The organism is Rhizobium sp. 2MFCol3.1 (assembly GCF_000377565.1).
Taxonomy (GTDB): Bacteria; Pseudomonadota; Alphaproteobacteria; order Rhizobiales; family Rhizobiaceae; genus Rhizobium.
This window is the reverse complement of sequence record NZ_KB898366.1, coordinates 69,381-95,439: the sequence shown is the minus strand read 5'-3', so window position 1 is coordinate 95,439 and position 26,059 is coordinate 69,381. Positions and strand designations below refer to the sequence as shown.

24 protein-coding genes are annotated in these 26,059 nt (G+C 61.5%); 8 read left to right on the top strand and 16 right to left on the bottom strand.

Going from position 1 to position 26,059, the window contains the following annotated elements; all coding sequences use genetic code 11:
• Positions 1-11: 11 nt before the first annotated feature.
• The 6 genes from D460_RS0123090 to D460_RS0123065 all read right to left on the bottom strand — a co-directional run bounded on the left by D460_RS0123090 (position 12) and on the right by D460_RS0123065 (position 5,719).
• Positions 12-785, bottom strand: coding sequence for an ATP-binding cassette domain-containing protein (locus tag D460_RS0123090; RefSeq protein WP_018900970.1), 774 nt, complete (start codon positions 783-785; stop codon positions 12-14).
• 22 nt (positions 786-807) lie between these two features.
• A complete protein-coding gene (locus D460_RS0123085) occupies positions 808-1,581 on the bottom strand; it encodes a glutamine amidotransferase (protein ID WP_018900969.1) in 774 nt (257 codons plus the stop codon).
• An 18-nt stretch (positions 1,582-1,599) separates the two neighbouring features.
• On the bottom strand, positions 1,600-2,799 hold the full coding sequence (locus D460_RS0123080; protein ID WP_018900968.1) for a PfkB family carbohydrate kinase: 1,200 nt from the start codon (positions 2,797-2,799) through the stop codon (positions 1,600-1,602).
• Between the two features lie 168 nt (positions 2,800-2,967).
• The gene (locus D460_RS0123075) at positions 2,968-4,221 is read right to left on the bottom strand and encodes a Zn-dependent hydrolase (RefSeq protein WP_018900967.1); all 1,254 of its coding nucleotides are present in this window, start codon (positions 4,219-4,221) and stop codon (positions 2,968-2,970) included.
• A gap of 9 nt (positions 4,222-4,230) precedes the next feature.
• Complete coding sequence (locus D460_RS0123070) at positions 4,231-4,875, bottom strand: TenA family protein (RefSeq protein WP_018900966.1); 645 nt, start codon at positions 4,873-4,875, stop codon at positions 4,231-4,233.
• A 1-nt stretch (position 4,876) separates the two neighbouring features.
• Positions 4,877-5,719 (bottom strand): BtpA/SgcQ family protein, encoded by an 843-nt coding sequence (locus D460_RS0123065; RefSeq protein ID WP_018900965.1) that lies wholly within the window; start codon positions 5,717-5,719, stop codon positions 4,877-4,879.
• A 25-nt stretch (positions 5,720-5,744) separates the two neighbouring features.
• Here D460_RS0123065 and D460_RS0123060 point away from each other — a divergent pair, with 25 nt between their 5' ends.
• Entirely contained in the window at positions 5,745-6,656 is a 912-nt protein-coding gene (locus D460_RS0123060) for a ribokinase (RefSeq protein WP_018900964.1), read from the top strand.
• Between the two features lie 24 nt (positions 6,657-6,680).
• On the opposite strand, the gene D460_RS0123055 is transcribed toward D460_RS0123060, so the two are convergent.
• From D460_RS0123055 to D460_RS0123030, 6 genes are read right to left on the bottom strand one after another with little or no spacing between them, the layout of a single operon-like run.
• On the bottom strand, positions 6,681-7,451 hold the full coding sequence (locus D460_RS0123055) for a glutamine amidotransferase (protein ID WP_018900963.1): 771 nt from the start codon (positions 7,449-7,451) through the stop codon (positions 6,681-6,683).
• 30 nt (positions 7,452-7,481) lie between these two features.
• Positions 7,482-8,546: a phosphotriesterase gene (locus D460_RS0123050; RefSeq protein WP_018900962.1), complete on the bottom strand. Its 1,065-nt coding sequence runs from the start codon at positions 8,544-8,546 to the stop codon at positions 7,482-7,484.
• A 7-nt stretch (positions 8,547-8,553) separates the two neighbouring features.
• A complete protein-coding gene (locus D460_RS0123045; RefSeq protein ID WP_018900961.1) occupies positions 8,554-9,555 on the bottom strand; it encodes an ABC transporter permease in 1,002 nt (333 codons plus the stop codon).
• Positions 9,552-10,367: an ATP-binding cassette domain-containing protein gene (locus tag D460_RS0123040; protein ID WP_026283433.1), complete on the bottom strand. Its 816-nt coding sequence runs from the start codon at positions 10,365-10,367 to the stop codon at positions 9,552-9,554. Before D460_RS0123040 ends, D460_RS0123045 begins: the two co-directional genes overlap by 4 nt.
• Positions 10,364-11,311: a substrate-binding domain-containing protein gene (locus tag D460_RS0123035; RefSeq protein ID WP_018900959.1), complete on the bottom strand. Its 948-nt coding sequence runs from the start codon at positions 11,309-11,311 to the stop codon at positions 10,364-10,366. Before D460_RS0123035 ends, D460_RS0123040 begins: the two co-directional genes overlap by 4 nt.
• 21 nt (positions 11,312-11,332) lie before the next feature.
• Positions 11,333-12,370, bottom strand: a complete 1,038-nt coding sequence (locus D460_RS0123030) for a LacI family DNA-binding transcriptional regulator (protein WP_026283432.1) — start codon at positions 12,368-12,370, stop codon at positions 11,333-11,335.
• Positions 12,371-12,792: 422 nt separating this feature from the next.
• On the opposite strand from D460_RS0123030, the gene D460_RS0123025 reads away from it, so the two are divergent.
• Together D460_RS0123025 and D460_RS0123020 are read left to right on the top strand one after the other, a co-directional pair.
• On the top strand, positions 12,793-13,764 hold the full coding sequence (locus D460_RS0123025; protein ID WP_018900957.1) for a sugar-binding transcriptional regulator: 972 nt from the start codon (positions 12,793-12,795) through the stop codon (positions 13,762-13,764).
• Between the two features lie 66 nt (positions 13,765-13,830).
• Positions 13,831-15,885, top strand: a complete 2,055-nt coding sequence (locus D460_RS0123020; protein ID WP_018900956.1) for a bifunctional aldolase/short-chain dehydrogenase — start codon at positions 13,831-13,833, stop codon at positions 15,883-15,885.
• A gap of 122 nt (positions 15,886-16,007) precedes the next feature.
• Here D460_RS0123020 and D460_RS0123015 read toward each other — a convergent pair whose 3' ends face one another.
• The 3 genes from D460_RS0123015 to D460_RS0123005 form a co-directional block, all read right to left on the bottom strand.
• The gene (locus D460_RS0123015; protein ID WP_018900955.1) at positions 16,008-17,060 is read right to left on the bottom strand and encodes a substrate-binding domain-containing protein; all 1,053 of its coding nucleotides are present in this window, start codon (positions 17,058-17,060) and stop codon (positions 16,008-16,010) included.
• 62 nt (positions 17,061-17,122) lie between these two features.
• Positions 17,123-18,064, bottom strand: coding sequence for an ABC transporter permease (locus tag D460_RS0123010; protein ID WP_051110825.1), 942 nt, complete (start codon positions 18,062-18,064; stop codon positions 17,123-17,125).
• A 123-nt stretch (positions 18,065-18,187) separates the two neighbouring features.
• Positions 18,188-19,699: a sugar ABC transporter ATP-binding protein gene (locus tag D460_RS0123005; RefSeq protein ID WP_018900953.1), complete on the bottom strand. Its 1,512-nt coding sequence runs from the start codon at positions 19,697-19,699 to the stop codon at positions 18,188-18,190.
• A 190-nt stretch (positions 19,700-19,889) separates the two neighbouring features.
• Between D460_RS0123005 and mtnK the strand changes: the two genes are divergently transcribed.
• Genes mtnK through D460_RS0122980 form a run of 5 tightly spaced genes read left to right on the top strand, consistent with a single transcriptional unit; the run spans position 19,890 to position 25,327 of the window.
• Positions 19,890-21,161 (top strand): S-methyl-5-thioribose kinase, encoded by a 1,272-nt coding sequence (gene mtnK, locus D460_RS0123000; protein ID WP_018900952.1) that lies wholly within the window; start codon positions 19,890-19,892, stop codon positions 21,159-21,161.
• Positions 21,158-22,252 carry an S-methyl-5-thioribose-1-phosphate isomerase gene (gene mtnA / locus D460_RS0122995; RefSeq protein WP_018900951.1) on the top strand — a complete coding sequence of 365 codons (1,095 nt, stop codon included), beginning with the start codon at positions 21,158-21,160 and terminating at the stop codon, positions 22,250-22,252. The genes mtnK and mtnA overlap by 4 nt, the downstream gene beginning before the upstream one ends.
• A 2-nt stretch (positions 22,253-22,254) precedes the next feature.
• Complete coding sequence (locus tag D460_RS0122990; RefSeq protein WP_018900950.1) at positions 22,255-23,190, top strand: 1-deoxy-D-xylulose-5-phosphate synthase N-terminal domain-containing protein; 936 nt, start codon at positions 22,255-22,257, stop codon at positions 23,188-23,190.
• A gap of 2 nt (positions 23,191-23,192) precedes the next feature.
• Positions 23,193-24,194, top strand: a complete 1,002-nt coding sequence (locus D460_RS0122985; protein ID WP_018900949.1) for a transketolase C-terminal domain-containing protein — start codon at positions 23,193-23,195, stop codon at positions 24,192-24,194.
• Positions 24,194-25,327, top strand: a complete 1,134-nt coding sequence (locus D460_RS0122980) for a RuBisCO large subunit C-terminal-like domain-containing protein (protein ID WP_018900948.1) — start codon at positions 24,194-24,196, stop codon at positions 25,325-25,327. The genes D460_RS0122985 and D460_RS0122980 overlap by 1 nt, the downstream gene beginning before the upstream one ends.
• A gap of 212 nt (positions 25,328-25,539) precedes the next feature.
• Here the strand turns inward: D460_RS0122980 and D460_RS0122975 are convergent, their stop codons facing one another.
• On the bottom strand, positions 25,540-26,007 hold the full coding sequence (locus tag D460_RS0122975) for an Lrp/AsnC family transcriptional regulator (RefSeq protein ID WP_018900947.1): 468 nt from the start codon (positions 26,005-26,007) through the stop codon (positions 25,540-25,542).
• Positions 26,008-26,059 lie beyond the last annotated feature (52 nt).

The following is a 26,059-nucleotide window of genomic DNA, read 5'->3' as shown; positions in this document are numbered from 1 at the left end:
TTTGACGCGCTTTATTGGTTGTTTTGTTCAAGCGCCCGCACGTCGGGATGAGCGCCTGTGATGAGGGAGACGATTTCTTCGGGGTTGGTCTCTTCCTTCCGCCGCTCGGCGACCTTTCGGCCGCGGAGGAAGACGACCATGCGGTCGGCGACCTCGAAAACATCGGCAATGTTGTGGCTGATCAGCACGACCGCGCAGCCACGTTCTGCAAGCTTGCGGGTGAGCTGCAGCACCTTGCGGGTCTCGGCAACGGCAAGTGCGGCCGTCGGTTCGTCCATGATGACGAGCTTGGCGTTGAGGTTGAGCGCCCGGCAGATCGCGACGGCCTGGCGCTGCCCGCCCGAGAGACTGCCGACAGGCGCCTGCGGGTCGGAGATGTGGGCGTCCAGCTCGTGCAGCAGGCCATCGACCCGGTCGCGCATCGCCTTGCGCCGCAGGAACGGAACCCCGAGAACCGAGCGCTTGAGCTCTCGCCCAAGAAAGACGTTTTCCGAGATCGACAGATTTTCCGACAGCGCGAGCTCCTGAAAAATCGTTGCGATGCCGGAGCTTGCCGCATCCTTGGGCGAAGAGAAATGGACGGGCTCGCCTTCGACCAGCAGCTCGCCGTCGCTCTGCGGATGAGCGCCGGCCAGGATCTTGATGAAGGTGGACTTGCCGGCTCCGTTGTCGCCGAGCAGGGCCAGAACCTCGCCGCCGTTGATCTCGAGATCAACGCCCCTTAGCGCGGTGAGCGCGCCGAAGCGTTTGGTGATCCCGATCGCGCGCAGAAATGGAACAGTCATCGTGCTTGTCCTTCGCTGCTGATCACTTGGCCTGGCTCGCCCAGCGCAGGATGTTCTTCCAGATCGTGGCGTAGCCGGGCCAAGCAACGAACTCGTTCGGAACCCAGTGTGGACCGATATCCGACGTCCAGGCGACGGTGCGACCCTTGCCATAGCTACCGGTGACGAGAAGCGGATGACCTCCTTCTTCCTCGGGCAGAGTGGCCAGAACCTCGATGCCCTCGCCGTCCTTGACGACGACCTCGTTGGCGCCGAGGAGCAGCGGCCATTCGCCTTCGACGCCTTCAAGGATCGGATGGGTTCCCGCGCCGGCGACGACGGCCTTGAAGCCCTCAGGTATCTCCAGACGGTCGTCGTAGGGCAAGCAGGTGACGGGCAGCGCTTCCTCGACCGGCGTGCGGCGCCAGCGCGCCTTGCCATCAATGCCTTGGAAGGAGAAGTAGCCGCCAGCCATGACGAGGCCGCCACCGGTCTTCGTCCATTCGCGGATGAGCTTCAGCCGGTTGGGAACGGGCTTGCCGTGCAGCCATACGGCCGGCGGCAGGAGCAGTGAATTGGCGCCGATATCGGACAGGAGGGTAACCTGGTATTCCGACAGCCCCTCCAGCGTGAAGGGGAATTTCTCGACGCAATCATGCGCCGTCAGATAGGTAATCTCGAACTCGTCGCCCTGAAGGGCGGCGACCAGCGGTTCGGCGCCCAGATGGAAGGTCACGCTGCCGAACTGGTCGAACCCCTTGTAATGGGTCGCCGAGCTGACCCAGCTCTCCCCAACCAGCAAAACCTTCGTCACCATGTCCATCTCCTTGTCTTTTCAGTCATGTCGTTTCGAAAATGTGCCAGCCTTGGCTTCGACCGCCGACAGCAGTGCCTCGAGTTCTCCGGCGCTCGCCGTGCGACCCTGCGCGCCTTCGGCCGTCGTCGTCAGGCTGGCGCCGACGGCGGCGTGGCGCGCGGCATCGACCAGCGGCCGTCCGTGCATCCAAAGGCTGAGGAAAATTCCGGCGAAAGCGTCGCCCGCGCCGGTCGCATCGATCCGGCTCACCGGTAGCGCCGGCACCTCGATTGGCGGGCCACCGCTCTTGCGGAAAACCACCGCGCCGAATTCGCCGAGGGTCAGCACGACGTCGCCGCGCCGCTTTACCCGAGCGATGGTGCGCGCTGCTTCCTCGATCATCGAAGCAAGCGGCGTGCGGATGGCGTAGATCTCGCGCAGCGTATCGTCATTGATGAAGGTCAGGTCGACCTGGCCGATCATGTGCTCGAAGGCCTCCGGATTGCGCGACCCCTCCGGCAAGCCGGCAGTGTGGAGGCTGACATTCCAGCCTGCCTCGTGGAACCGGGCGATAGACGGCATCATGCGTTCGTAGTGGAAGCCCTCGATATGGACGCAGGAGCGAACCCGGCCGGGGGTAATATCCATGTTGGCGGTGAGATCGATCTCGCTGAGCTCGAAGGTCTCGTGAATGATCGTGCGGCTGCCATTGGCCTCGATGATGACCATGGCGCGAGGCAGGCGGTTCTTGCCCGGCCGACGGATCGGCAGCACGTTGACGCCATGCGCCATCAGTTCGGCCATCGCCCACTCGCTGTCGGCATCGTCGCCAACGGCCGTCGCAAGATCGACCTGAAGCCCGTAGGGCGTGCCGACGGCCGCGGCGGCGACGGCAAGGTTGGCAGCCGGGCCACCGAGCGCCTTGTCGATATGGCTTGCGGCGACGCGGTCGTCTCTGTGCGGCAGGACCTGAACGCGACAGAGATAATCGACGCAGATATGACCGACGACGAGCAGGCGAGGATTGCCCTCCGCCGCCTTGACCTTGCGCGCCGACATCATCGGCAGCGACCGAGCAAACACACTTGGGCGATAGGCAAGCTTCTGAATAGTTGCCTGAATTTTTTCGGCGGTCTCCGCTTTTACAGGCACCGTCCCGTTGAGGAAATTGGACACGGTGCCGACCGAAACTCCGGCGGCGCGCGCAACATCCGTAATCGTGGGACGGCCTTTTTTCATCGTTTCCCTGCCAATTGAAGCGCTTCAAGCGTATGGGCGGGTTTCGCGATCGTCAAAGAAACGATATTCCAATGTCTGTCGCAAACTTTGCTAAAATATCGGAAACTCGACAAACAATTGGAAGTATTCCCTTCAAATTGCCCGAATTGAAAATATTTCAATCCAGATTTACGATCGCCCGTTTTCGCTCTCGCCGGCAATCTCAAGCGTCGCCTGTGCCAGCACGTCGCAGCCGGTGACTGCATGCGCAGGCTCGACATATTCGGCCTCGTTGTGACTGAGCCCATCGCGGCACGGAACGAAAATCATAGCAGCCGGTGCGACGCGATTGACGAACAGCGCGTCATGGAAAGCCCCTGACAGCATGGCGGCGCTTTTGATTTTGCGCGCGGCGGCGGCCTGCTCGATCGCCTGCTGCAGCGTGTCGGAAAAAATACAGGGCGCCATATCGAAGGATCGCGTGATTTCGGCGTTGCAGCCCTGCCGCCTCGCCTCCACGGTGATGCACGAGATCACGAGCCGTTCGATATCATCGAGCCGCGATGGTTCTGGATGGCGCATGTCGATTGTGCAGCGGACCCGATCCGGGATCGCGTTGACCGAACCCGGTTCGGCCGAAATGCGTCCGACTGTGAATCTTGCGTCTGGATCATCAGGCATCACCGTCTCGTATAAGCTCGACAAGGCGGCAGTCAGCGCCCGCAGCGGGTCGCGGCGATAGGACAATCCCGTCGTACCGGCATGCGCCGTCTGGCCCGTGACCGCCACGTCCAGCCAACGCGTGCCCTGGATGCCCTTGACCACGCCGATCGGAATTTCGTTTGCCTCGAGCGAAGGCCCCTGCTCGATATGGACTTCGATATAGGCGTGAACCGAAAAGCCGAGCGGAAGCATCTCGGCCTCCGGCAGGCTCGCGATCGTCAGCGCCAACTCCTCGGCAAAGCTGGCGCCATCGGTGGCGACCTTGCCCTGCCAGGCGGCAGGGATCTCGCCGGCAGAAAAGGCCATGGAGCCCATGCAACCCGGCGCAAAGCGGCACCCCTCCTCGTTGGTCCATGAGACCACAACAACGGGGCGTTCCGTCTCGATGCCGGCATCTTCCAGGCTCTCCAGCACTTCGAAGGCGGACAGCGTCCCCAACGCGCCGTCGAACCGGCCGCCGGCTGGCTGGCTGTCGAGGTGACTGCCGATGACAACAGGCGCCGCCGTGTCGTCCCGGCCTTTGCGCCGAATGAATAGGTTTGCCATCGGGTCCTGGAAAACGAGGAATCCCCTCGCCTGCGCAAGCTCGCCCAGAAGCCGCCGCGCGCGACGGTCGCCTTCCGTCAACGCTTGCCGATTGACGCCGCCATTGGCCGTTCCGCCGATGGCGGCAAAAGCTGCGAGCCGCGCATTGAGACGATCGCCGTCGATATCGAGCATAGGATTACCTCAGAGATAGGGAGCGTCATGGAAGGCGATTTCCAGTGCCTGCGCGCGGCCGAAGATGGCACTGAGGCGAGACCGCTTCACCATGCTCATGCCCTCGCCGGCCATATCGAGCTCCGCCTTCAGCCACAGCGCTTGGGCGGCGAAGTCCTCGTGCGCGTGCAGGTCCACCCACGCCTTGAGCAGCGGATCGCTCATCGTGCAACGGACAGCCTCCTTCGACCACGTCCAGTACATCCACTCGGCGGCGAACATCGCCGCGACGGTATCAAGGTAGCCGCCATCGCGGGAGATCGACAGCATACCGTCGCGGAACGCCGCCACTTCGGGCATCGCCGTGTTATAGGCCGCAGGATCGATGCCGCGCTCGGCAAAGGTCTTTTCGAAATAGGCGATCTGCTGGTTGGCCAGCGCATCCAGAACTCCGATCAGCCAGCGCTTCTGGACGATCGTCTCTGCCTTGGCGGCGGCAAAGGCGAAAATCGAAATTGCGGTATCCACGAAGGCGCCCTCGAACACGAGGTAACGCTCGAAAACCTCCTTCGAAAGCCGGTTGGCCTTGATGTCCTCGACGAAGCGATGGTTGACCATCGCATCTAGGACGGCGGCATTTTCACGCAGGATTTGCTCGGAGAGGGTCTCGCTCATATCAGGCTTCCAGACCCGGACGCGCCGCTTCGACGAAGGCTTTGACGCGGGAGAGTTCCACCGGATTCCACCAGACGCCACCTTCCTTCAGCGATGAGGCGACGATGACGCCGTTGGTGCGCTTCAGGATTTCGACGATGTTGTCCTTGGTAACGCCGGAGCCGACGAGCAGCGGCAGGTGGGTCGCCGCACCGATCGTATCGATCTCCTCCACGGTCGCCGAATTGCCGGTCCGCTGGCCAGTGGCAATCACCACGTCGGCGTCGAAGAAGGCGAGATCGCGGGTCAGTTCCTCGATCGTCCGGTCGGCGGTGATCGCGTGCGCGCCATGCTTCACATGGCTGTCTGCGAAGACCTTGATGTGCTCGGCACGCAGGGCCGAACGATAGCGCATCGCCTCGGCCGCACGGCCTTCCATGAAGCCTTCGTTGGCGACATAGGCGTTGGCCCACTGATTGACGCGAATGAACTTGGCGCCGCCGGCCATGGCGATGGCAAACGCCGGAATCGGCGCGTTGGCAAGCACATTGATGCCCATCGGAATGCCCGTGGCGCGACCGATCCGGTCGGTGACAACAGACATGAAGGCGGATGTCTCGGGGCCGATATCGTCGGGCTTGGAGAAGGGAATATCGCCATGGTTCTCAATGATCAAACCGTGCAGCCCGCCTTCAATCAGCGCCTCGGCATCGCGCATCGCCACGTCGTAGATCGCGTCGACACTCGTGCCTCGATAGCGAGGGGCGCCGGGAAAGGGCGAGCAATGGATCATCCCGATCAGTGCCTTGTCAGTGCCGAATATTTCCCTTATGGCGCTTGAATTATTATCCGAAATCGTCTGCATTTTCATTTCCTTTCGAAGGCCAGCCATGCCTGCCAATGTTCGTGCTCATGTCATCGGTAACGTCGCTGTCGACGAAACCATATCCGTGTCGACCATGCCGGAAGCCGGGGCTTCGATCCTCGGCCGCGAAGAAACGCGCGACCTTGGCGGCAAGGGTGCGAACCAGGCGGTGGTCATGGCGCGCACCGGCCTCCCCACCACCCTCGTCGCGGCCGTGGGCGAGGATCTCCGCGCCCAGACTATTCGCAATCAAATGGCGCCGGAACCGGTCGAGGCCAAGCTGATCGCGCTTGCCGGCTGTTCCAGCGACTTCTCTATCATCTTCACCACGCCCGACGGCGAGAACGCCATCGTTACCACCACTGATTCAGCCGGCTCGCTGACGCCGGAAGAAGCCATCGCCGCGCTCGACACCGCCACTGCCGGCGACCTCATGGTCCTGCAGGGCAATCTGAACGCGGCAACCACGCTCGGCCTGCTTCAGGAAGCCCGCCGCCGTGGCCTCGTCACGGCCTTTAACCCCTCGCCTCTCAGGCCCTATTTCGGCGACTTTTGGCCGCTGATCGACATCGCCTTCTTGAACCGAGGCGAGGCGGAAAGCCTCACCGGTTCGTCCGACACAGCAGCGACCGAAAAGCTGCTGCAGTCAGGGGTCCGCCACGTTGTTCTGACGCTCGGCAGCGACGGCGCACTGCTGGCAAGCCGTTCGGCGGCGATTGCCACCATCCCGGCCGTAGCCACCAGGGCGATCGACACCACAGGCGCCGGCGACACTTTCATGGCCGTGGCGCTGGCGTCAGCCGCTTTGCGCGGCGTCGAACTCGACACCCGCGCCATCGGCCATGCCGCATCCGCCTCCGCTCTGACCGTCAGCCGCCGCGGCACCCGCTCGGCTTTCCCGACCAGCGAGGAACTTCAGGCGATCCTGGCGCGCTGAAGCGCGCCGGATCCCATCGACGCCTCAGCGATTGTCGCTCAACCAGCCGAGAATGTTCTTCCAAAGACGGCCGTAGCCTTCCCATTCGCAGAAAGCGGGCGATAGCCAGTGCGGCCCGATATCGGACGTCCAGGCAGCGCTTCGTCCGCTACCGAACGTACCGGTGACGAGCAGCGGATGGCCGCCCTGGTCTTCGGGCAGGCGGGCGACAACCTCGACATCTGCGCGGTCGCGCACCTCGACCTCGTTGACGCCAAGCAGCGGCGGCCATTCACCGTCCATGCCGGCAACCGTCGGGTGGTCCGCCTTGGTGATGACCGCACCCGTGCCTTCCGGAATCTCGACGCGGTCGTCATAGGGCAGGCAGGTAACGGGGAGCACATCCTCGACGGCCGTGCGGCGCCAGCGCGCCTTGCCGTCGATGCCCTGGAAGGAGAAATAGCCGCCGACCATCAAAAGGCCACCGCCCTTTTCCACCCAGGCCTTGATCAGCTTCAGCCGGTTCGGCACGGTCTTCGAATGCAGCCAGACGGCGGGCGGCAAGAGCAGCGAGTTGGCGCCGATATCCGACAGGATGATCACGTCATAGACGTCGAGACCCGCCATATCGAAGGGGAATTTCTCGACGGCCTCGTGGGCCGGCATGTAGGTCAGCTCGTACTCGCTGCCTTCGAGCGCCTTCACCAGCGGCTCGGCGCCGAGATGGAAGGTGACGCTGCCGAACTGGTCGAAGCCTTTGTAGTGGGTGGCGGAGCTGACCCAGCTCTCGCCGACGAGGAGGACTTTCTTGGTCATGGTCTTTCCATTTCTATAGTCGTTTGGCAATCAGGCCTTGGCCTCGAATACCGATCTCGGATTGTCGCGCATGAGAATGTCGAGCTGTTGATCCGTCAGCCCGTGACGCTTCAGCCGTGGCAGAAAGTGCTTGAGGATGTAGGCATATCCATTGCCGCCATAGCGCGTCAGCATCATCTTCAGGAAGACGTCGTGGGAGAGCAGGATGCGGTCGATGTGCCCCTGCTCCACCAGCTTAACGATGGCACGCGCCGCTTCCTCGTCGCTCGGGCACTGGACCTGCTGATCGGCGTAGAAGAAATCCATGCCGATCATGTCATATTCCAGGAAAGCGCCGCGCGAGGCGAGTTCGCCCTGATAGGCGATATCGTCATGCGACGGGTTCATGTGGCAGAGCACGGTATGGCGAAGCTCCGCCCCCTCCTCGGCCGCTATATCCAGCACCTTGTGGCCGAGCCGGAACCAGCCTGGCAGATGCACCATCAGCGGCAGGCCGGTGCGTGCCTGCGCCCTCGCCGCCGCGCGCAGCGACTTCTCTTCCTCACTGGTGAAATCCGAGGATACACCGATCTCGCCGATCAATCCGACCTTGATATCGGTGCCATCGACGCCAACGGTCGCTTCGTGAACGATCTCGTCGGCGATCTGGTCGATCGCCATGCCAGCGACCTTGGCCGGATGCGACGAGCCGAGATAGTAGCCGGCGCCCATGATGATATTGAGCCTGGAAGCCTGCGATATCCGCTTCAGCGCCCGGGGATCACGGCCGATGCCCTGGCACGTCGGCTCGACGACCGTATGGCCGCCATGCGCTGCGAAATCCTTGAGTTCGGTGATCGCCAGCGGCTCGTCATCAAGCGTGATGTTGTGCTTGTTGACGAAGGGGTCCTGATGCAGCTCGCTCAGGATCTCCATGCAGACGAAGCTGTCGGCAAGATACTGGCGCTCCGGCGTTTTCGGCGCGTGCCACCAGCAGCGGCAGTCGTTGAGGATATGCTCGTGCATCAGCGTGATGCCGAGAGAGGAAGCAGGAATAGCTCCCGCCACCGTCATCACCTTGCCCGAGCGTACATGGGCTTCCGATAGTTCGCTCATATCGCCCTCACTTCTTCTTTCCGCCGAAGCGGAAGTCGGTGGTGAAGATCTTGGTGTTGAGCCAGATCGCCACAAGGATGATCGCGCCCGTCACGATCTGCGTGAAGAAGGGCGAGATGTGCATCAGGATAAGCCCGTTGCCGATGACGGCGATGGTCAGGGTGCCAAGAACGGTGCCTAGAATGCTGCCGCGGCCGCCCATCAGTGACGTGCCGCCGAGCACTACGGCCGCGATGACCTGCAGTTCAAAGCCGACGGCTGCGTTCGACGAGCCGGAGCCCAGGCGGGCGGCAATCAGAAGACCCGCCAATGCGCAGGCAATGCCCGACACCATGTAGACCGAGGCCACGATCCATTTCGCCGGCATGCCGACGCGGCGGGCGGCCTCGAGATTGGAGCCGACGGCCACGACCTGCCGGCCGTACTTCGTGTAGGCGATGACAACGTAGCCGATGACGGCCACCAGCACGGCGATCAGCGCCGGCACCGGAAGTCCGAGGAATTCTCCCCGGCCGAGCCAGAAGAAGCCGGGCGCATCCTTGATGGGGATAGAATAACCCTGCGTCAGCCACAGCGCGAAACCACGCAGAATGGAGAGGCCCGCGAGCGTGACGATGAAGGCCGGGATGCCCTGATAGGCCACGAACCAGCCTTGGGCGATGCCCATCAGCGCGCCGAAGGCGATCATGCCGATCACGACTGTCGGCCATGGATAGCCCATGGCCATGATGATCGCGGCCACCGCATTGACGAGCGCCACCTGCGAACCGACGGAAAGGTCGATTCCGCCGGTGATGATGACGAGCGTCATCGCCACTGCAACGACCAGGATGGGAGCCGCCTGGCGCACGACGTTGAGGATATTGCCGAGCGTCAGGAACGTGTCCGTGGTGGCGGAGAAGAAGACGAGACACGCAACGAAGAATATTGCTATCGACAGCACCTGCGCGTGTTCGGAGAGGAAGTCCGCGACCGGCGATCCAGCCGCGCGTTCGGTATACGCGCTCAATGTCTGCCTCCGACGATAAGCTGCACGAGGTCCTGCAGGTCGGTCTTGGCGATATCGCGCTCGGCAACCTTGGTGCCTTCATACATGACGGCAATGCGATCGCAGACGCGGAAGAGATCCTGCAGGCGGTGGGTGATCAGGATAACCGAGACGCCCTTGGCCTTGACCCGGTTGATCAGGTTGAGCACAGCCTCGACTTCCGCAACGGCGAGAGCGGATGTCGGCTCATCCATGATCAGCACCTTCGGATTGAAGGACGCGGCGCGCGCGATGGCAATTGCCTGCCGCTGGCCGCCTGACAGTTTCTCCACCTTGGCGCCGAGACGCGGAATGCGGATTTCGAGCGCATCGAGCATTGCGCGGGCCTCGGTCAGCATGCGAGGCCTGTCGAGGAACGGCCCCTTTGTCAGTTCGCGGCCGAGAAACAGATTGCCGACCACGTCGACATGGTCACACAGGCTGAGATCCTGGAACACCATTTCGATATTGCGGTCGCGCGCATCGGCCGGTCCGCCGAAGCGAACAGCCTCACCATCGACGGCGATCGTGCCGTCATCCGGGATATAGGTGCCGGAGATGACCTTGGTCAGCGTCGACTTACCGGCCGCGTTATCACCAACCAGTCCCAGGCATTCGCCGGGATAGATGTCGAGATCGACGCCGCGCAGTGCCTGATGCGAGCCGAAATTCTTGCGGATGCCCTTCAATGAAATGCGGGGCTGGCGAATGCCGCTTTCGCCGGACTGCCGGGGGAGGATCTCTCCGCCCCCGGCTCCTGCGACAGCGGTTGGGTGCTGTCCGTCAGACATCATTTGAAAACAGCCCGGTAGGGTTCGACGTTCGCCTTGGTGACAATGGTGATCGGCACCGAGATCGTCTTTTCGACGGTTCCGCCGTCCGACACCTTCTTCAGGGCATCAACGGCGGCCGCACCCATGGCGGACGGATCCTGCTGGATGACGGCGGTGACATAGCCCGCGTCGATCCCGGCGATCGCCTGCGCCGTCAGATCCCAACCGAAGACCTTGACGGAAGACTGCTTGCCCTGGCTTTCGACAGCGGCGATGGCGCCCATCAGAGCCGGTTCGCCGGTGGCGTAGACAGCGGTCATGTCGGGGTTGCCGGTGATCAGGTTTTCGGCGGCAGCGAGCGCGTTGTCCTGGATGTTCTGGCCATCGACGACGCCGGCGGTGGTGACGCCTTCGGCACCCTTGACGGTCTTTTCGAAGCCTTCCTGGCGGACGTTTTGGATGAAGGAATTCAACGCGCCGACAACGCCATACTTCACCTTGCCGCCCATGTCGGTCTTCACGTAATCGAGGAAGAACTTGCCCATGTCGGCGCCGGCCTTGGCGTTGTCTACACCGATCTGCGCCTTCTGCGGCCCCTCCGGAAGGATCGCATCGATGGCGACGACCGGGATGCCCGCCGCAGCGGCCTGCTGCACGGCCGGCATGATGCCGTTGACGTCGATGGCAACGACCGCAAGGCCATCGACCTTCTGCTGGATATAGGTCTCGATCGCGCTGTTCTGCGCGGCCGGATCGTTGTTCGCGTTGAAGATCACCAGCTTGGCGCCATCGGCATCGGCCGCCTTCTGCGCGCCTTCGTTCATCTGGTTGAAGAACAGCGCCTGCTGGTTGATCTGGACAAGCGCAAAGGTCTTCTCAGCGGCAAATGCACTTCCGAACGAGATGCCGGCAAGGACGGTGGTTGCGAGTGCAGTCGTAAACGTCCTGCGTGTCAGAATACTCATGTCTAGTTCCTCTGGTTAGGTTCATCTTCGTTGCTTTTTATTTTTCGCCGGCGGTGCAACGGAGTTCCGCACGACGATTTCAACAGGCAGCAGTTCCTCGGAGTGCAAGCTCTCCGGCTCCTGCCAGTTTGTTTCGAGAAGCAGTGCCAGCGCCCGCTCGCCAAGCGCCCGAACGGGCTGGCGGATGGCGGTGAGCGGCGGTGCGAAAAGATGCAAGGGGCTTACGTCATCGAAGCCGATCACCGAGACCTCGCCGGGAATGGAGACGCCCTCGGCAAGCAGCACCTCGATCAAGCCAATCGCTATTTCGTCCGAACTGGCGAAGATTCCCGTTGCCTGCTTGCCCTCATCGATAAACCGGTGTGCAGCTTGCCGACCGAATTCCACCGTGAAGCTGCCTTCGTAGCGGGTCACTTCGAACGCCCCCCCCCGCTCCATAAGTGCCCGCTCCAAGCCCGAGGAACGGCGGCGCGTACTGATCATGTCTTTCGGGCCGCCGATATAGACCACGCGTCGATGCCCGTGGTCCGCGAGATGCCGGCCAGCAAGATAACCGCCCTCCTCGTTGTCGCAAAAAAGCTTTGGCACCATGGCGCTCGGCACATCTTCGTCGACGATGACCACCTTGCCGGTCTGGTTGATCAACGCACCCAGCTCTCCGTCGTCCGGGTGATTGGTCACGAAAATAAGGCCATCGACATGGTTGCGCGCAAGCGCGGTCACGTAGGAAACCTCACGGCCGGGACGGTTCAACGTTACGTGCAGCGACAGGGCAAGGCCGCGCCTGTCCGCCTCTTGCTCTACGGCAGCTACGAACGTCGCGAAGAATGGATTGGCGATATCAGGCACCACAAGCCCGATCGTCTCCGAACGACCGCGACTCAGACGGCGAGCATGCGGGTTAGGCTGGTAACGAAGATCCCTTATTGCCTTCTCGATGCGCTCCTTGGTGTCGAGTGGAAGCTGAAGCGAACCATTCAAAAGCCGCGACACTGTCGTGACCGACACGCCAGCGGCTTCAGCAACGTCCTTCAGGCTTGCAGCTCGATTGCCAGACATCATGTTCCCGTGGCAGCCTAATCGCCATCATCTTGTAAAGCGCTTTACTAAACCGCTTTACAATGCCACTCTCGCTTGCTGTGTCAAGCTTGAAAATTAAGCACGGCGAAAAAAAAGGCGACTCCTCGGTTTGGTTGTTTTCTGGTTTAGCCGAAGGGAATTTCGCTCCTCGCGATAGTTCCACGCTGTAGCAAACGGTCGGTCTTGAACCGATACGAACTGCGGACCCGCTGTTCAACCATCGCCAGTCAATGCAAATTCCCTGCCTTCACCGAAAGCTTATCGATTTGCAGATCCGGGCCGAACTTTAAAAGTCAGACCGCGCCAAACATCCTGGCTGCACTCCGGCTCTTCGAAGACTGTTTGACTTTTGTCAGAGCCCGTGAATAATGTCGAAACTGTTCATTTCTGGAATATGCCGTATGCCTATCCGCCCCACCGACCAGGTTCTGCACAAAGCCGCCTGGCTCTACTACACACATGGTATGCGACAGGATGAGGTGGCCAAGCATCTCGATATTTCCCGGGCTTCCGTTGCCATGTACCTGCGTCGGGCAAGGGAAACAGGCATCGTCAATATCGCGACATCGACGCAGCTTTTCGCAGACGACGTACTGGCGCGTCAGTTGGAAGATGCCATAGGCCTCAAGTCCGTCTGGATTGTTCCGGAGGATCGGCATGCGCTGGATCCAACAGCAGAAATGCCGGTCGTGGCCGCCGCCGTATTTCTGGAACTGATCGGCAAGGGTGATAGGGTCGGCGTTGCCTGGGGGCGAACCGTCTATCACATTGCCGACGTCATGCCCTTCGCCGACCTGCAAGGGGTAACGGTGGTCCAGCTTTGCGGAAACCTAGGCGCGCCCTATTCCTATCGGCCCGACCAATGCACCACCGAAATTGCACGGCGCTTGAACGCAGAAGGTATCAACTTCTATGCGCCGTTGGTTCTAAGCTCCGAGCGGTTGGCGCACGAGCTGCGGCAGGAACCGGTTATCCAGGAGCAATTGGCCACGATACCGGACTGCACGCTCGCGCTTTATTCCGTTGGCGGCATCGAGGCAGACAGCCATCTTGTCAAGTGCGGGGCGCTGACCGCCGAGGAAATGAAGGCGCTGGGCGAGGCAGGCGCTGCCGGTGTCATCGCTGGCCAAGTGATCGACCGCGAGGGGCGATTGATGGATTGCGCCCACAACCGTCGATGCATTTCTGCCGATCTCGACTCCATCCGGTCGATCCCCAAGCGAATGATGGTCGTGCAGGAGGACGAGAAGCTGGAACCTTTGGTCGCTGCTATCAAGGGCGGCTTTGCTTCGCATCTTATCATCACCGCTTCGATGGCGCGGCGTCTGCTCGATCGCTGGAGCGGCACCGCGGCATCAGGCAGCGGGACCTGAATTCAATAAAAGTCAGGCATGGCGGGTGCGGAGGCGCTGGCTTTGCCGTGAACGGAGGAGGACATCATGAAGAATCTTTGGCGCGACAGCGATGCGGAAGCAATGGTCGAAGCCTATGCCAAGAAAGGCATCAATCGCGATCTCGCTCTCAGAACCTACACAACCCGGCTGCTCGGCGGAGAGCCGCGACTGGTGCTGCACGGCGGTGGCAACACGTCGGTCAAGACGGTGGTCAGCGATATCGTCGGCGACGAGTGGGAGGTACTCTGCGTCAAGGGCAGCGGGTGGGACATGGGCACGATCGAGCCTGAAGGGTTGCCCGCGGTCAAGATGGCGTCGCTGCTCAAGGCCCGCAAACTCGACGCGCTGTCGGACGAGGACATGGTGACGCTGCAACGCGCCAACCTGGTCGATCCGGCATCGCCCAATCCCTCGGTCGAGGCGCTTTTGCACGCCTTCCTTCCGCACAAGTTTGTCGACCATACCCATTCGACCGCCATCCTTGCGATCGCCGATCAGGCGGCCAGCAAGGAAATGAGCTCGGCAATCTTCGGCAAAAAGATGGGCTTCGTGCCCTACATCATGCCGGGCTTCGCCCTCGCCAAGGCCGCTGCCGAAGTGTTTGATCGGGACCCCGATGTTGACGGTCTCATCCTCGACAAGCACGGCATCTTCACCTTTGGCGAGACGGCCAAGGTAGCCTACGACAGGATGATCCATTACGTCACGCTGGCGGAAGACTATGTGCGCGACCACGGAAAAAACCCGTTCACGCCGGCAATGCTGCCGCAGACAATCGCTCCCGCGAGCGAGATCGCATCGATGTTGCGTGGCGCCGTTGCGGTCGCGCGCGGCGATGGCCGCTACGATCGCATGGTGAGCGAATTCCGGACGTCCCCTGCGATCCTCGAATTCGTCAATGCACGTGAGGTCGAGGACATGGCCTCACGCGGTGTCTCGACCCCTGATTTGTCGATCCGCATCAAGACCGGTCCGATGGTATTGCCGGCGCCGGACGCCGTTCGGATCGAGGATTTCGCCAGCATCATCGACGCCCGCGTGGCAGCCTTTGTGGCGGATTATACGGAGTACTTCCGCACGAACGACGCGCGTGACGACGTGAAGCGGACGATGCTGGATCCGATGCCACGTCTCACCCTCGTCCCTGGCCTCGGCATGTTCGGCCATGGCCGCACGCTCAAGGACGCAAAGATCGCAGCCGATGTCGGCGAGATGTGGATCGAGGCGGCACGGGATGCGGAATCGGTCGGGCGCTTCGAGCCAGTCAGCCGACCGGATCTTTTCGATCTCGAATACTGGTCGCTGGAACAGGCAAAGCTCGCCGGCGCCAAGCCAAAACCGTTAACGGGACAGGTGGCATTCGTAACCGGCGGTGCCGGCGCCATCGGCGCAGCGACGGCCAAGCTCTTCGCACGCGAAGGAGCGCATATCGTGGTGGCGGATCTCGACGGCGGCAAGGCAAGCGATATCGCCAAGGCGATTGGCAACCAATCGATCGGCGTGGCGTGTGATGTTACGGATCCAGCCTCGGTGCGCGCCGCCTTTGATCGTGCCGTTGCAACCTTCGGGGGCGTCGACATCCTTGTCTCCAATGCCGGCGCGGCATGGGAGGGCGCGATTGCAACGCTTGATGACAGCTTGCTGCGCCGGAGTTTTGAGCTGAATTTCTTCTCGCATCAACTGGTCGCGCAAAATGCCGTCCGGATAATGAAGCAGCAGGGCACCGGCGGCGCATTGCTCTTCAATGCGAGCAAGCAAGCAGTCAATCCCGGGGCAAAATTCGGCGCCTACGGACTGCCGAAGGCCGCGACGCTGTTCCTCTCGCGGCAATACGCCCTAGAGCACGGCGCAGACGGCATCCGTTCGAATGCCGTTAATGCCGACCGCATTCGCTCCGGACTGCTGGACGATGAGATGATCTCCAAGCGGGCCACCGCCCGTGGCCTCTCGGTCAAGGATTATATGGGCGGCAACCTGCTCGGGCAGGAGGTTACCGCCGAGGATGTGGCTCAGGCGTTCCTCAACCATGCGCTGGCCGAGCGCACGACCGCCGACGTCACGACGGTAGACGGCGGCAACATCGCTGCCGCCCTGCGCTAGAACCAGAGCCTAGATTCGCTTCTCCGGTCACTGACCGGAGGGGCCAAGCCTCAGCCAGACGACTCCGCAAACGAAAAAGGCGGCCCGAGGGCCGCCTGCCATTCGTCAGACGAAGCCAGAAGCTACTTCTTGCTCGGCGTCGGCATCCATGCAGGCACCGCGACATCGGCATGGGCGAACTGCGGCAGCTTGGCGCCGAGCTCTTCCATGTTCTTAATGTCGGCATCCTTCAGCTGTTGCTGCGTGATCAGGGTCGGAGGAACGATCACGTTGTGGCCCGGATCTTCGCCGGCAAGCAGCATGGCAAGGGCGCGAACGGACACCTGACCGACCACGGCAGGATTGGTCGCGGCCGTTGCAGCCCAGGCGCTATCCGGTTCGCGCATAGCGGCGATATCGGAGGTGGAAATATCGGCCGAGTAGATTTTCACGCTGGTCGAAAGGCCAGCTTCGTCGACCGCGATCTTTACGCCCTTGGCGAACTCGTCATAGGGCGCGAACATCACCTGGATATCGGGGTTGGCCGAAAGGACCGAGCGGGCCTGGTTGGCGACAGAGTTGGCGATAGGATTGTCCATCGTCCCGAACATCGCGGCTTCCTTGATGCCCGGATACTTCGTCTTGAACTCCTTCCAGGTCTCGTCGCGGCGGTCGAGCGGCGCGATGCCGGCGACATAGACGTAGCCGGCGTTCCAGCTCTCACCGTTGTCCTTGATGGACTGCTCGAGCGCGAGCCGCGCCAGATCGCGGTCGGACTGCTCGATCTGCGGAATCTGCGGATTCTCGACGTTGACGTCGAAGGCAACAACCTTGATCCCGGCGTCGACGGCGCGCTTGGCCGCTTCCTTCATCGATTCCGTCAGGCCATGCTGGATGATGATACCATCGACCTTGAGCGCAATCGCCTGGTCGACCATGTCGGCCTGCAAGGCAGCATCCTGGCGACTGTCAAGCACGCGAAGATCAACGCCAAGGGCCTTGGCCTGCGCTTCGACGCCCGACAGATAGGATTGGAAGAAGTCGCCGGTCGACAGATAACGCACGAGTGCGATCTTGACCTTGCCGGGATTGTCAAAAGGCTTGGGCATTTCGGCCGAAACGGCCATGCCAGAAAAGGCCGTCGCGCCCATTAGACCTATGGTCAGCTTGGCGAGTGTTCTGCGCGTAATATTCATTCCTGTCTCCTCCACAGTAGACGCTTTGTTGTTCATGCGCATGCGCGATGGGCCTCCCAGCCCTATCGTTTGCCTCTCCCCGATAGAGCAAAGGTAAAGACAAGCGCGATGACCAGCACCGCACCCTTGACGAAATCCTGCGTATAATAAGGCGCGTTCATCATCGTCAGGCCCTGCAGGAGAACGCCGACGAAGAGCGCACCAATCGCGGTGCCGAAAGCGTTCGGCTTGGCAACACCAAGCACTGCAAAGCCGATGAGCGCGGCCGCAACCGCATCCAGCAGGAGATTGTTGCCCGAAGCGATATCGCCACGGCCCAGACGCGCCGCAAGCAGGATGCCGCCGATCGAGGCGAAGACGCCTGAGATGACATAGGCGAACATCTTGTAGGCGTTGACCGGCGCACCGGCGAGCTGGGCGGCGCGCTCGTTCGAACCAACAGCGTACATCATCCGGCCGTAGCGGGTGTACTCCAGGAAGAACCAGATGAGCATGGCAAGAACGATCAGCACGACGACGGAAACCGGCACAAGATTGGGTAGGATGAGATCGAAACGATGGCGTCCGAGTGCCAGAAAGGCCGGGTTGAATGTGCCGCTTGCGGTGCTGCCGTCAGGCAGGCTCATGCCGGTCGCAATCGATCGGCCTTCGGTCGGAATGCGCTGCAGCCCGACAAGCAGGAACATCATGCCCAGCGTCGCCAGCAGGTCGGGAACGCGCATGTAGACGACCAGGAAGCCGTTGATCAGCCCAATGACGATACCGATCAGCAGGCACGCGGCAATGGCGGTCGTGGCATCGCCGTCCATGATGACCATGATATAGGACGAGGCCATCATCGCCGTTGTCGCAACGGAGCCAATCGACAGGTCGAAGCCGCCGACGACCATGGTTGCAGTGACGCCAAGCGCCAGGATGCCGGTGATCGAAACGGATTGCAGGATGAAGACGGCGCTTTGCGGCGATGCAAAGCCGCTGGTGACGATAGAGAAATAGACGAGCATGCCCGCCAGCAGCACCAGGAACCCATAGCGGATCGCGAGCTCCCGAATGGTGGCGCTGCTCGCCCGCGGCGGAACGCTTCGTGTCGTCGGCTCGGCAGCGATCGGCGTGTCGTGATCAGTCATTCAATTCACCATTTCATGCTGCCCGGCGATTTCCGCCAGCAGCTTGTTGACGTCGATATTCGCGTTGCGGTGTTCGCCGACCAGGGTCTGCTCGGACATCACGAGAATGCGGTCGGCAATTTCGAAGGCCTCATCGAGCTCGGTGAGAAAGACGATCGTCGCCCTCCCCTTGGCCGAGGTCCGCAGCTTGCCCGCAATATCGCGCCGGGCGGCGATGTCGACGCCCTGAAATGGCTCATCGAGCACCAGCAGCCGGCACGGCTGGCTCAGCCAGCGAGCGACCATGACCTTTTGCTGATTGCCGCCGGACAGCGTGTGCATTTCGTCGCGCTCCGACCGGCAGACAATGCCGAGCGCCGCAATCTGCCGCTTCGCCTCTCCCCGTTCCGAACCACGGCTCGCGACCCCCCCGAGATGCGCGAGCCGCCTCAGGAATGGCAGGCTCATGTTCTCGTAGATATTGAAATCGGGGACGATGCCATTGTCCGTACGGTCCTTGGCAACGAGGAAGACGCCCTCGTTGATTGCCTGTTGCGGTGTGCGGGGCTTGTAAGGCTTGCCATCGAGCACCATCTGGCCGGCGGCGGGCTGCCTTGCGCCGAACAGCGTTTCGGCAAGCGCAGTCTTGCCGACGCCGACGAGGCCGGTGACAGCAACGACTTCCCCCTCGCGAAGGGCAAAGGAGAAGGGCCGAGCACCGCTTGCCAATTGCAGGCTCGCGGCGGAGATAACCGGCGCCCCTCCGGTTTGTACGGTGATGCCGCCATGGCTGATCGTCTTGCCGAGCATGGCGTTGACAGCGCCCTCATAGTCGAGCACGGGGCCGGCAAAGGTACCGGTGATCCGTCCGTCGCGGAGGCTGACGATACTGTCGGCAAGGCGCCGGATATCGGACATCCGGTGCGAAATATAAAGAATGGCCACCCCATGGGCGCGCAGGCGGTCAACAAGCTGGAAAAGCCGTTCAGCCTCGGCGCTCGACAACGACGATGTCGGTTCGTCCAGAATCAGGACTTTCGGCTCGTGCGCCATGGCGCGGGCGATCGCGACCATCTGCCTGTCGGCAAGGGATAGGTCGGCAATGCTGGCGTCGAGATCGATCGACAGGCCCATGCGGTCGGCAACAGCTTTTGCTTCACGCCGCACCCGCCTTGGATTGAAGAACCAGCGGGCCGAGCGACCGTTCAGCCGGTCAAGGGTGAGATTTGTCGCGACATCGAGGTCCGCGACGACACCATCGTTGATGTTCTGATGGACAGTCACGACACCAGCGCGGATGGCCTCCGCTGGCGAGGCCGGAAAGAAGTCCCTTCCCGCGAGCGAGATATGGCCAGCGTCGCGCGTATAGACGCCGCTCAGGATACGAACGAGTGTCGACTTGCCAGCGCCGTTTGCGCCCATGAGCGCGGACACAGAGCCAGCGCGCAGTGAAAGATCGACCCCGCCGAGCACCAGAATACGACCAAACGACTTCCGCAGTCCTTCGACGCGGAACACAGGTTCTTCGTTCATCTCCATCCTCCCAACATGATGCTAGGACGGGAAGTCATCAAATGTCAAGCTCGTTGACATTTGACAAAGTAGCCCATATCAAATGCCATCAAGATCGTTGATTGGGAGATCGCTGGCCGACCAAAGAGGAGGGAAGCCAGCTGTGTGGGGCGGAGACGATCCCGCACGAAAACGATCCGGGAGGAAAGTAATGACGGACACGAAACCGTTCGTGGCGCTATGCCCCGAAACGTTGCCGCAAAGGCTGGGCGCCCTGCCCGAGCTCAGGGCGAGATTTGGAGCCGACAACAGCAGTTGGCGTGTCAGGGAGGTCGGCGACGGCAACCTCAACCTGGTCTTCATCGTCGAAGGCGAACAGGGAAAAGCGATCGTGAAGCAGGCGCTGCCTTACGTGCGCCTTGTCGGCGAGAGCTGGCCACTGCCGCTGAAGCGGTCCTTCTTCGAATATCACGCGCTGGTCCGCCAATCGGAGCGCGACCCCGGCATGGTGCCGGAGATTTTCTATTTCGACGCCGAGCAGGCGATCATTGTCATGGAATTCCTGTCGCCGCACATCATCCTGCGGCGCGCGCTTATCGAGGGCCAGCAATTGCCCAGGATTGGTCGCGATCTCGGCCTCTTCGCTGCGCGGACGCTGTTTCGCGGCTCGGACCTCGCGATGTCCGCGCGCAAGCGCAAGGAGGATCTGGCGCTGTTTTCCGAGAATGTCGAGCTTTGTGACATCACGGAAAACCTCGTCTTCTCCGATCCCTACTTCGAAGCGTCCCTCAACCGGCACACCTCACCGCAGCTTGACGGCCTCGTGGCCGAATTACGGGCTGACCGCGACCTGAAAGTCGAGGCGCAGAAGCTCAAGCATCTCTTTACCGCCAAGGCCGAGACGCTGCTCCATGGCGACCTCCACACCGGATCTGTGATGGTGACGAGCGAAGAGACGCGCGTCATCGACCCGGAATTTGCCTTCTACGGCCCCATTGCCTTCGACGTGGGCATGATGATCGCCAATTTCTGGATGAGCTATTTCTCGCAGGCAGGGCACGAAGAAGACGGTGATCGCGAAGAAATGCGACGCTACCTATTGGGTGTCATCGACGAGATCTGGACGACCTTCCGCGCGGAATTCGCCCGCCTCTGGCACGAGGAGCGCAACGGCATCCTCTACCAGCGATCACTCTTCGAAGATCGCGGCGACCGGCTGGGCTCCGAACAGGCTCTCGACCACATGCTGCACGAGATCTGGACCGACATGCTCGGCTTTGCCGGTGTGGAGATCCATCGCCGTATCCTCGGCCTCGCGCACAATGCCGATTTCGAAACTATTTCGGACCTCGACCTGCGCGCCCGCTGCGAAACGAAAGCCCTGAAGCTGGGCCGCCATCTCGTCGTCAACCGCCGGCAAATTCATAGCCTTGCAGAGATCAACTCTTTGGCCAACAGGCTCGAGAAGGAGATAGTCATTTGAAAGTCGGAGAACGCCACTACCACACCATCTGGCTGAACGAGGACGGCAGATCCGTTGATATCATCGACCAACGGTGGCTGCCGCATGAGTTTCGGGTGGTCACGCTGAAGAACGTGGAGGACGTTGCCGTTGCCATTCGCGACATGTGGGTGCGAGGCGCGCCACTGATCGGCGTGACCGCGGCTTATGGTGTCGCCCTTGCCATGGCCTCCGACAGCAGCAACGCCTCGCTCGACACAGTCTGGGAAACTCTTCACGAGACGCGCCCTACGGCCATCAACCTGCGCTGGGCGCTCGACGCTATGCGTGAGTTTCTGCGCAAGCTGCCGGAAGGCGGGCGAGCTGATGCCGCCTATCGGCGTGCCGCTGAAATCGCGGAGGAAGATGTCGACCTGAACCGCAGCATCGGCATGAACGGCCTTGCCGTCATCCGTGAGATCGCTGCGCGTAAGAAGCCCGGCGAGCCCGTCAACATTCTCACGCACTGCAACGCCGGTTGGCTTGCCACCGTCGATTACGGCACCGCGACCGCCCCGATCTATCTGGCGGCAGAAGAAGGCATTCCGGTGCATGTCTATGTCGATGAAACCCGGCCACGTAACCAGGGCGCCCAGCTGACGGCATGGGAACTGAACGGCCATGGCGTACCGCATACGCTGATCGTCGACAATGCCGGCGGCCACCTGATGCAGCATGGCGACATCGACATGGTCATTGTCGGCACCGACAGGACCACGGCAAACGGCGACGTCTGCAACAAGATCGGGACCTACCTGAAGGCTCTTGCCGCCAAGGACAACAACGTTCCCTTCTATGTGGCACTTCCCTCGCCCACCATCGACTGGACGGTGCACGACGGTGTGCGCGAAATCCCGATCGAGGAGCGCAGCGCCGACGAGGTAACCTTCGTCCAGGGTCGCGGCCTTGACGGCTCGATCGCCACCGTTCGCGTTTCCCCGGATGGAAGTCCCGCGGCCAACCCCGCCTTCGATGTGACGCCGGCACGCCTGATCACCGGCCTCATCACGGAACGCGGCATCGCCGAAGCCTCGCCATTAGGGCTGAAGGCGCTTTTTCCCGAGCGGAGATAATCATGAGCATCCCCAACAAGCAGCGCACGGAGGATGTCGCAGCCGGCATTCGCAAGCGTGTCTTCCTCCATACGATGCGGAACAATGGCGGCTATCTGAGCCAGGCCTGCTCCGCGGCGGAAAGCCTGGCATTCCTCTACAACGAGGCACTCCATCTCGGAGAACCGACACTGCCGAAGGTGCCCCTACCCTTCGCCGGCGTTCCGTCGTCCACGAACCCAGAGGCATTCACCGGGGCGGGTTATCATGGTCCGTTCACGCCCGAATACGACCGCTTCATCGTCTCGCCCGCGCACTATGCGCTCGTCATCTACTCGGCGCTCATTCAGCTGGGTCGTATGGATGAACATGCGCTTGACCATTTCAACCGCGACGGCGGTTCCGTCGAGATGATCGGTGCCGAGCATAGCCCGGGCATGGAGGTAACAACCGGATCGTTGGCGCAGGGCCTCTCCATGGCATCGGGCCTCGCCTGGGCGCGCAAACGCCGCGGCGAACCCGGCAAGGTCTGGGTTTACATGTCCGATGGCGAATTCCAGGAGGGACAGACCTGGGAATGCCTGGCCGCGATGAGCTACCATGGCATAGACAACATTCGCGTCGTCGTAGACGTCAATCGTCAGCAATGCGATGGCGCCATGTCGTCCGTCCTCGATCTCGGCGATCTGCCGGCGCGTGTTGCTTCCTTCGGCGCCACCTGCCGCTCCATTGACGGCCATGACCTGCAGGCCTTCCGGACGGCAGCCGATAGCGCCGAGACGGGAAAGCCGCTCTTGATCCTCGCGAACACCTCGCCATTCGAAGGGATGCCTTTCCTGAAGAAGCGTTCCCCCCGCCTCCACTATGTCCGTTTCAAATCCCCCGACGAGCGCCAGGAAATGCAGGCGGCGATTGCCGCCGAACTCGGCGTCGATGTTTCAGAAATCGCGAGGGCCTGATCATGGTCGAAATCGTCAATCGCCCCTACGCAAAGGCTTTCGAAGCCTTCGCTTCGGCCCGACCTGAAGTACTTTGCCTGTCGGCCGACCTGACATCGTCGTGCGAAGTCGACGGATTCCGCGATCGTTATCCGGATCAGTTTCTGTCGCTTGGGATGGCCGAGCAGAATATGCTGTCCTTTGCCGGTGGGCTGGCTATGCAGGGGTTCCGCCCGTTCATCCATACCTTCTCTGTCTTTCTCTATCGCCGTCCCTACGATCAGTTGATCAACTCGATCGCCTATTCCAACCGCAAGGTCCGGATGATGGGTTTCCTGCCCGGCATCACGACACCGGGCGGCATCACCCATCAGGCGATCGAAGACATATCCGTCATGCGGGCGATCCCGAACATGACAGTGCTCGAGACCGGCGACGCGACCGAAGTGGAAACGGTGCTCGATGTTGCCGACGCCATCGACGGACCCGTCTATGTGCGCGTCTTGCGCGGCGAGGTGCCGCGGCTGTTTTCGACGCCGTTCGAATTCAACCGACTGCGTACGCTGAGCGAAGGCGACGATATCCTTGTCGTCACCTCGGGTGTCTGCACGGAAGAGGCGTTGCGCGCCGCCGGACCGCTGAAGGATCGCGGGATCGGCGTGCACCATCTCCACGCGTCGACGCTGAAGCCGTTCGATCGTGATGGTCTCATCAGGGCTGCGCGCGGCAAGAAGGGTGTTGTCACACTTGAAAACCACACGATCAACGGCGGGCTTGGCTCGCTGGTCGCGGAAATTCTGGCCGAAGAGGGTCTCGGCATCCGCCTTCGCCGGCTGGGGCTGGAAGATACGTTCGCCCATGGCGCTTCCAAGCCCTATCTCATGAAGAAATACGCGCTCGACGCCAGCGCGCTGACGCAGGCGATCGCGCAGCTTCTCGGCCGCGACCTCGATACTGCCGATGCCGAACTTGACGCCGTCCGCCTCGATACGGTGCATTCAGCGCAAAAAGCGGAAGCACTGTGATGGCTGCGCGGTTCTCCGTTACCTACTGGCTCGGCGCCAGCGACGAGAAAGAGGCTCGAGCGCGAGCTCTGGATATCAGCGTCGAACAGACCGTCGAAATCCCGCGCGATATCGTGCCCCACGGTTACGTCGAAGACGAGATCCTCGGGCGGCTCGAGACCTTAACCCCCGACGGCAGCGAGCGCGGCGGCTTTATCGCCGAGATCTCGTACAGCGAGGAGGATGTCGGCGGCGACTTCCTGCAATTGCTGAACATCGTTTTCGGCAACTCGTCCATCAAGACCAACACCCGTGTCGAAGGAATCAGGCTGTCGGCCGGCCTGCGCGCGCTATGCCCCGGACCGCGGTTCGGTGCAGCGGGACTGCGAACGCGCACCGGCGTCACCTCCGGACCGCTGATCATGTCGGCGATCAAGCCGGTCGGTCTGTCGACGGCCGAACTTGCCAAGCTTGCCTACAACTTTGCACTTGGGGGCATGCATCTGATCAAGGATGACCACGGGCTGGTCGACCAGCCGACGTCCCCCTACGCGGATCGGCTTACCGCCTGCGTGACAGCCGTCGCGGAAGCGAATGCCAAGACCGGTTTTCAATGCGCTTACGTGCCGAACATCACAGGCCTTGCCTCGCAAATCGTCGATAGAGCATTCATGGCAAAGGAAGTGGGCGCCGGCGCCGTCATGCTCGCTCCCTCTCTTGTCGGCTTCGACGTTTCGCGCGGCCTTGCCGTAGATCCCGATTTTGGCCTGCCTATCGTCTCCCATCCGACCTTCTCCGGGGCGAATGTCATCACGCCCACGACCGGCTTCTCGCATCGCTTCTTCTTCGGAACCCTGCAGCGGCTGATGGGTGTGGATGCGGTGGTGTTCCCGAACTTCGGCGGCAGGTTTGGCTTCTCGCGCGATGAATGCCTCTCGATTCTAAAAGGCTGCACGGAAGATCTTGGCGACTTGAAGCCGATCTTCCCCGCCCCTGGAGGCGGCATGACCTTCGAACGGGTCCCCGACATGCAGCGCGCCTACGGCGAACACGTGATCTATCTGATAGGCGGTGCGCTTTTGCGCGAAATTGACCTTATTGCCGCGTGCGAGACCCTCCGCGCCGGCATCGGAGCATCAACGCACATTCGCTAACAACGATCAGTCCCGGCTTTTGATGATGCGAATCGAGAATGAGGGGCCTTGCTTGAAACGATCAATCGGCAAAGTGGAATGCACTCGTTGGTTCGGCTTGACAGGAAACGAACCAGCGGATCGCTTCCAGAACGCAATAGACTCAGAACAGATAGAGCTTCTAAGGCGGTAACTATCTCGGCCCCAACGCAAATCATGCGTGTCGATACCGATCACTCGTCTATCGGGAACGCAAAGCCAGCTTTCACACGATCCATCACCACCATAGTCTTGAACCCTTTGATATCGTGGTTCTCATAGAAGAACCTACGCGTGAAGGCCTCGTAGTCCTCCATGTCCTTCGCCGTAATCACCAAGATGAAATCGGCATCGCCCGTCACATAATAGCCGATCATCACTTCTCGGGTGGCGCGGATCGCCGCCTTGAATCGATCGACGATATCGGCCCTTTCGCGCTCAAGCGAGACAAGGACGATCATCGTAATCCCGCGACCGACCGCCTTGGGTGAGACGATCGATACGTCCGCTTCGATCACCCCTTCCTCACGCAATCGCTTCAGCCGGCGCTGACAGGCCGTCGGCGAGAGATTGACGATCTGCGCCAACTCTTCCGAGGTCATGCGATTGTTCTTTTGGACGGCATCGAGAAGTGCCCTGTCGGCGCGATCAAGTGTGGCCATGCAGAAATCCTGCGATCAGTATCGAATCTAAGCACAATTCCTGCATCAGGAC

Coding starts and splice junctions, on each gene's coding strand:
- D460_RS0122990 (WP_018900950.1), top strand. CDS start 22,255: ATGAGCATCCCCAACAAGCAGCGCACGGAGGATGTCGCAGCCGGCATT.
- D460_RS0123090 (WP_018900970.1), bottom strand. CDS start 785: ATGACTGTTCCATTTCTGCGCGCGATCGGGATCACCAAACGCTTCGGC.
- D460_RS0122975 (WP_018900947.1), bottom strand. CDS start 26,007: ATGGCCACACTTGATCGCGCCGACAGGGCACTTCTCGATGCCGTCCAA.
- D460_RS0123075 (WP_018900967.1), bottom strand. CDS start 4,221: ATGCTCGATATCGACGGCGATCGTCTCAATGCGCGGCTCGCAGCTTTT.
- D460_RS0123040 (WP_026283433.1), bottom strand. CDS start 10,367: ATGATGTCTGACGGACAGCACCCAACCGCTGTCGCAGGAGCCGGGGGC.
- D460_RS0123035 (WP_018900959.1), bottom strand. CDS start 11,311: ATGAGTATTCTGACACGCAGGACGTTTACGACTGCACTCGCAACCACC.
- D460_RS0123065 (WP_018900965.1), bottom strand. CDS start 5,719: ATGCAGACGATTTCGGATAATAATTCAAGCGCCATAAGGGAAATATTC.
- D460_RS0123010 (WP_051110825.1), bottom strand. CDS start 18,064: ATGCTCGTCTATTTCTCTATCGTCACCAGCGGCTTTGCATCGCCGCAA.
- D460_RS0123025 (WP_018900957.1), top strand. CDS start 12,793: ATGCCTATCCGCCCCACCGACCAGGTTCTGCACAAAGCCGCCTGGCTC.
- D460_RS0123015 (WP_018900955.1), bottom strand. CDS start 17,060: ATGAATATTACGCGCAGAACACTCGCCAAGCTGACCATAGGTCTAATG.
- D460_RS0122980 (WP_018900948.1), top strand. CDS start 24,194: ATGGCTGCGCGGTTCTCCGTTACCTACTGGCTCGGCGCCAGCGACGAG.
- D460_RS0123050 (WP_018900962.1), bottom strand. CDS start 8,546: ATGAGCGAACTATCGGAAGCCCATGTACGCTCGGGCAAGGTGATGACG.
- D460_RS0123080 (WP_018900968.1), bottom strand. CDS start 2,799: ATGAAAAAAGGCCGTCCCACGATTACGGATGTTGCGCGCGCCGCCGGA.
- D460_RS0123060 (WP_018900964.1), top strand. CDS start 5,745: ATGCCTGCCAATGTTCGTGCTCATGTCATCGGTAACGTCGCTGTCGAC.
- D460_RS0123030 (WP_026283432.1), bottom strand. CDS start 12,370: ATGTCTGGCAATCGAGCTGCAAGCCTGAAGGACGTTGCTGAAGCCGCT.
- D460_RS0123020 (WP_018900956.1), top strand. CDS start 13,831: ATGAAGAATCTTTGGCGCGACAGCGATGCGGAAGCAATGGTCGAAGCC.
- D460_RS0122985 (WP_018900949.1), top strand. CDS start 23,193: ATGGTCGAAATCGTCAATCGCCCCTACGCAAAGGCTTTCGAAGCCTTC.
- mtnK (WP_018900952.1), top strand. CDS start 19,890: ATGACGGACACGAAACCGTTCGTGGCGCTATGCCCCGAAACGTTGCCG.
- D460_RS0123055 (WP_018900963.1), bottom strand. CDS start 7,451: ATGACCAAGAAAGTCCTCCTCGTCGGCGAGAGCTGGGTCAGCTCCGCC.
- D460_RS0123005 (WP_018900953.1), bottom strand. CDS start 19,699: ATGAACGAAGAACCTGTGTTCCGCGTCGAAGGACTGCGGAAGTCGTTT.
- D460_RS0123085 (WP_018900969.1), bottom strand. CDS start 1,581: ATGGTGACGAAGGTTTTGCTGGTTGGGGAGAGCTGGGTCAGCTCGGCG.
- D460_RS0123070 (WP_018900966.1), bottom strand. CDS start 4,875: ATGAGCGAGACCCTCTCCGAGCAAATCCTGCGTGAAAATGCCGCCGTC.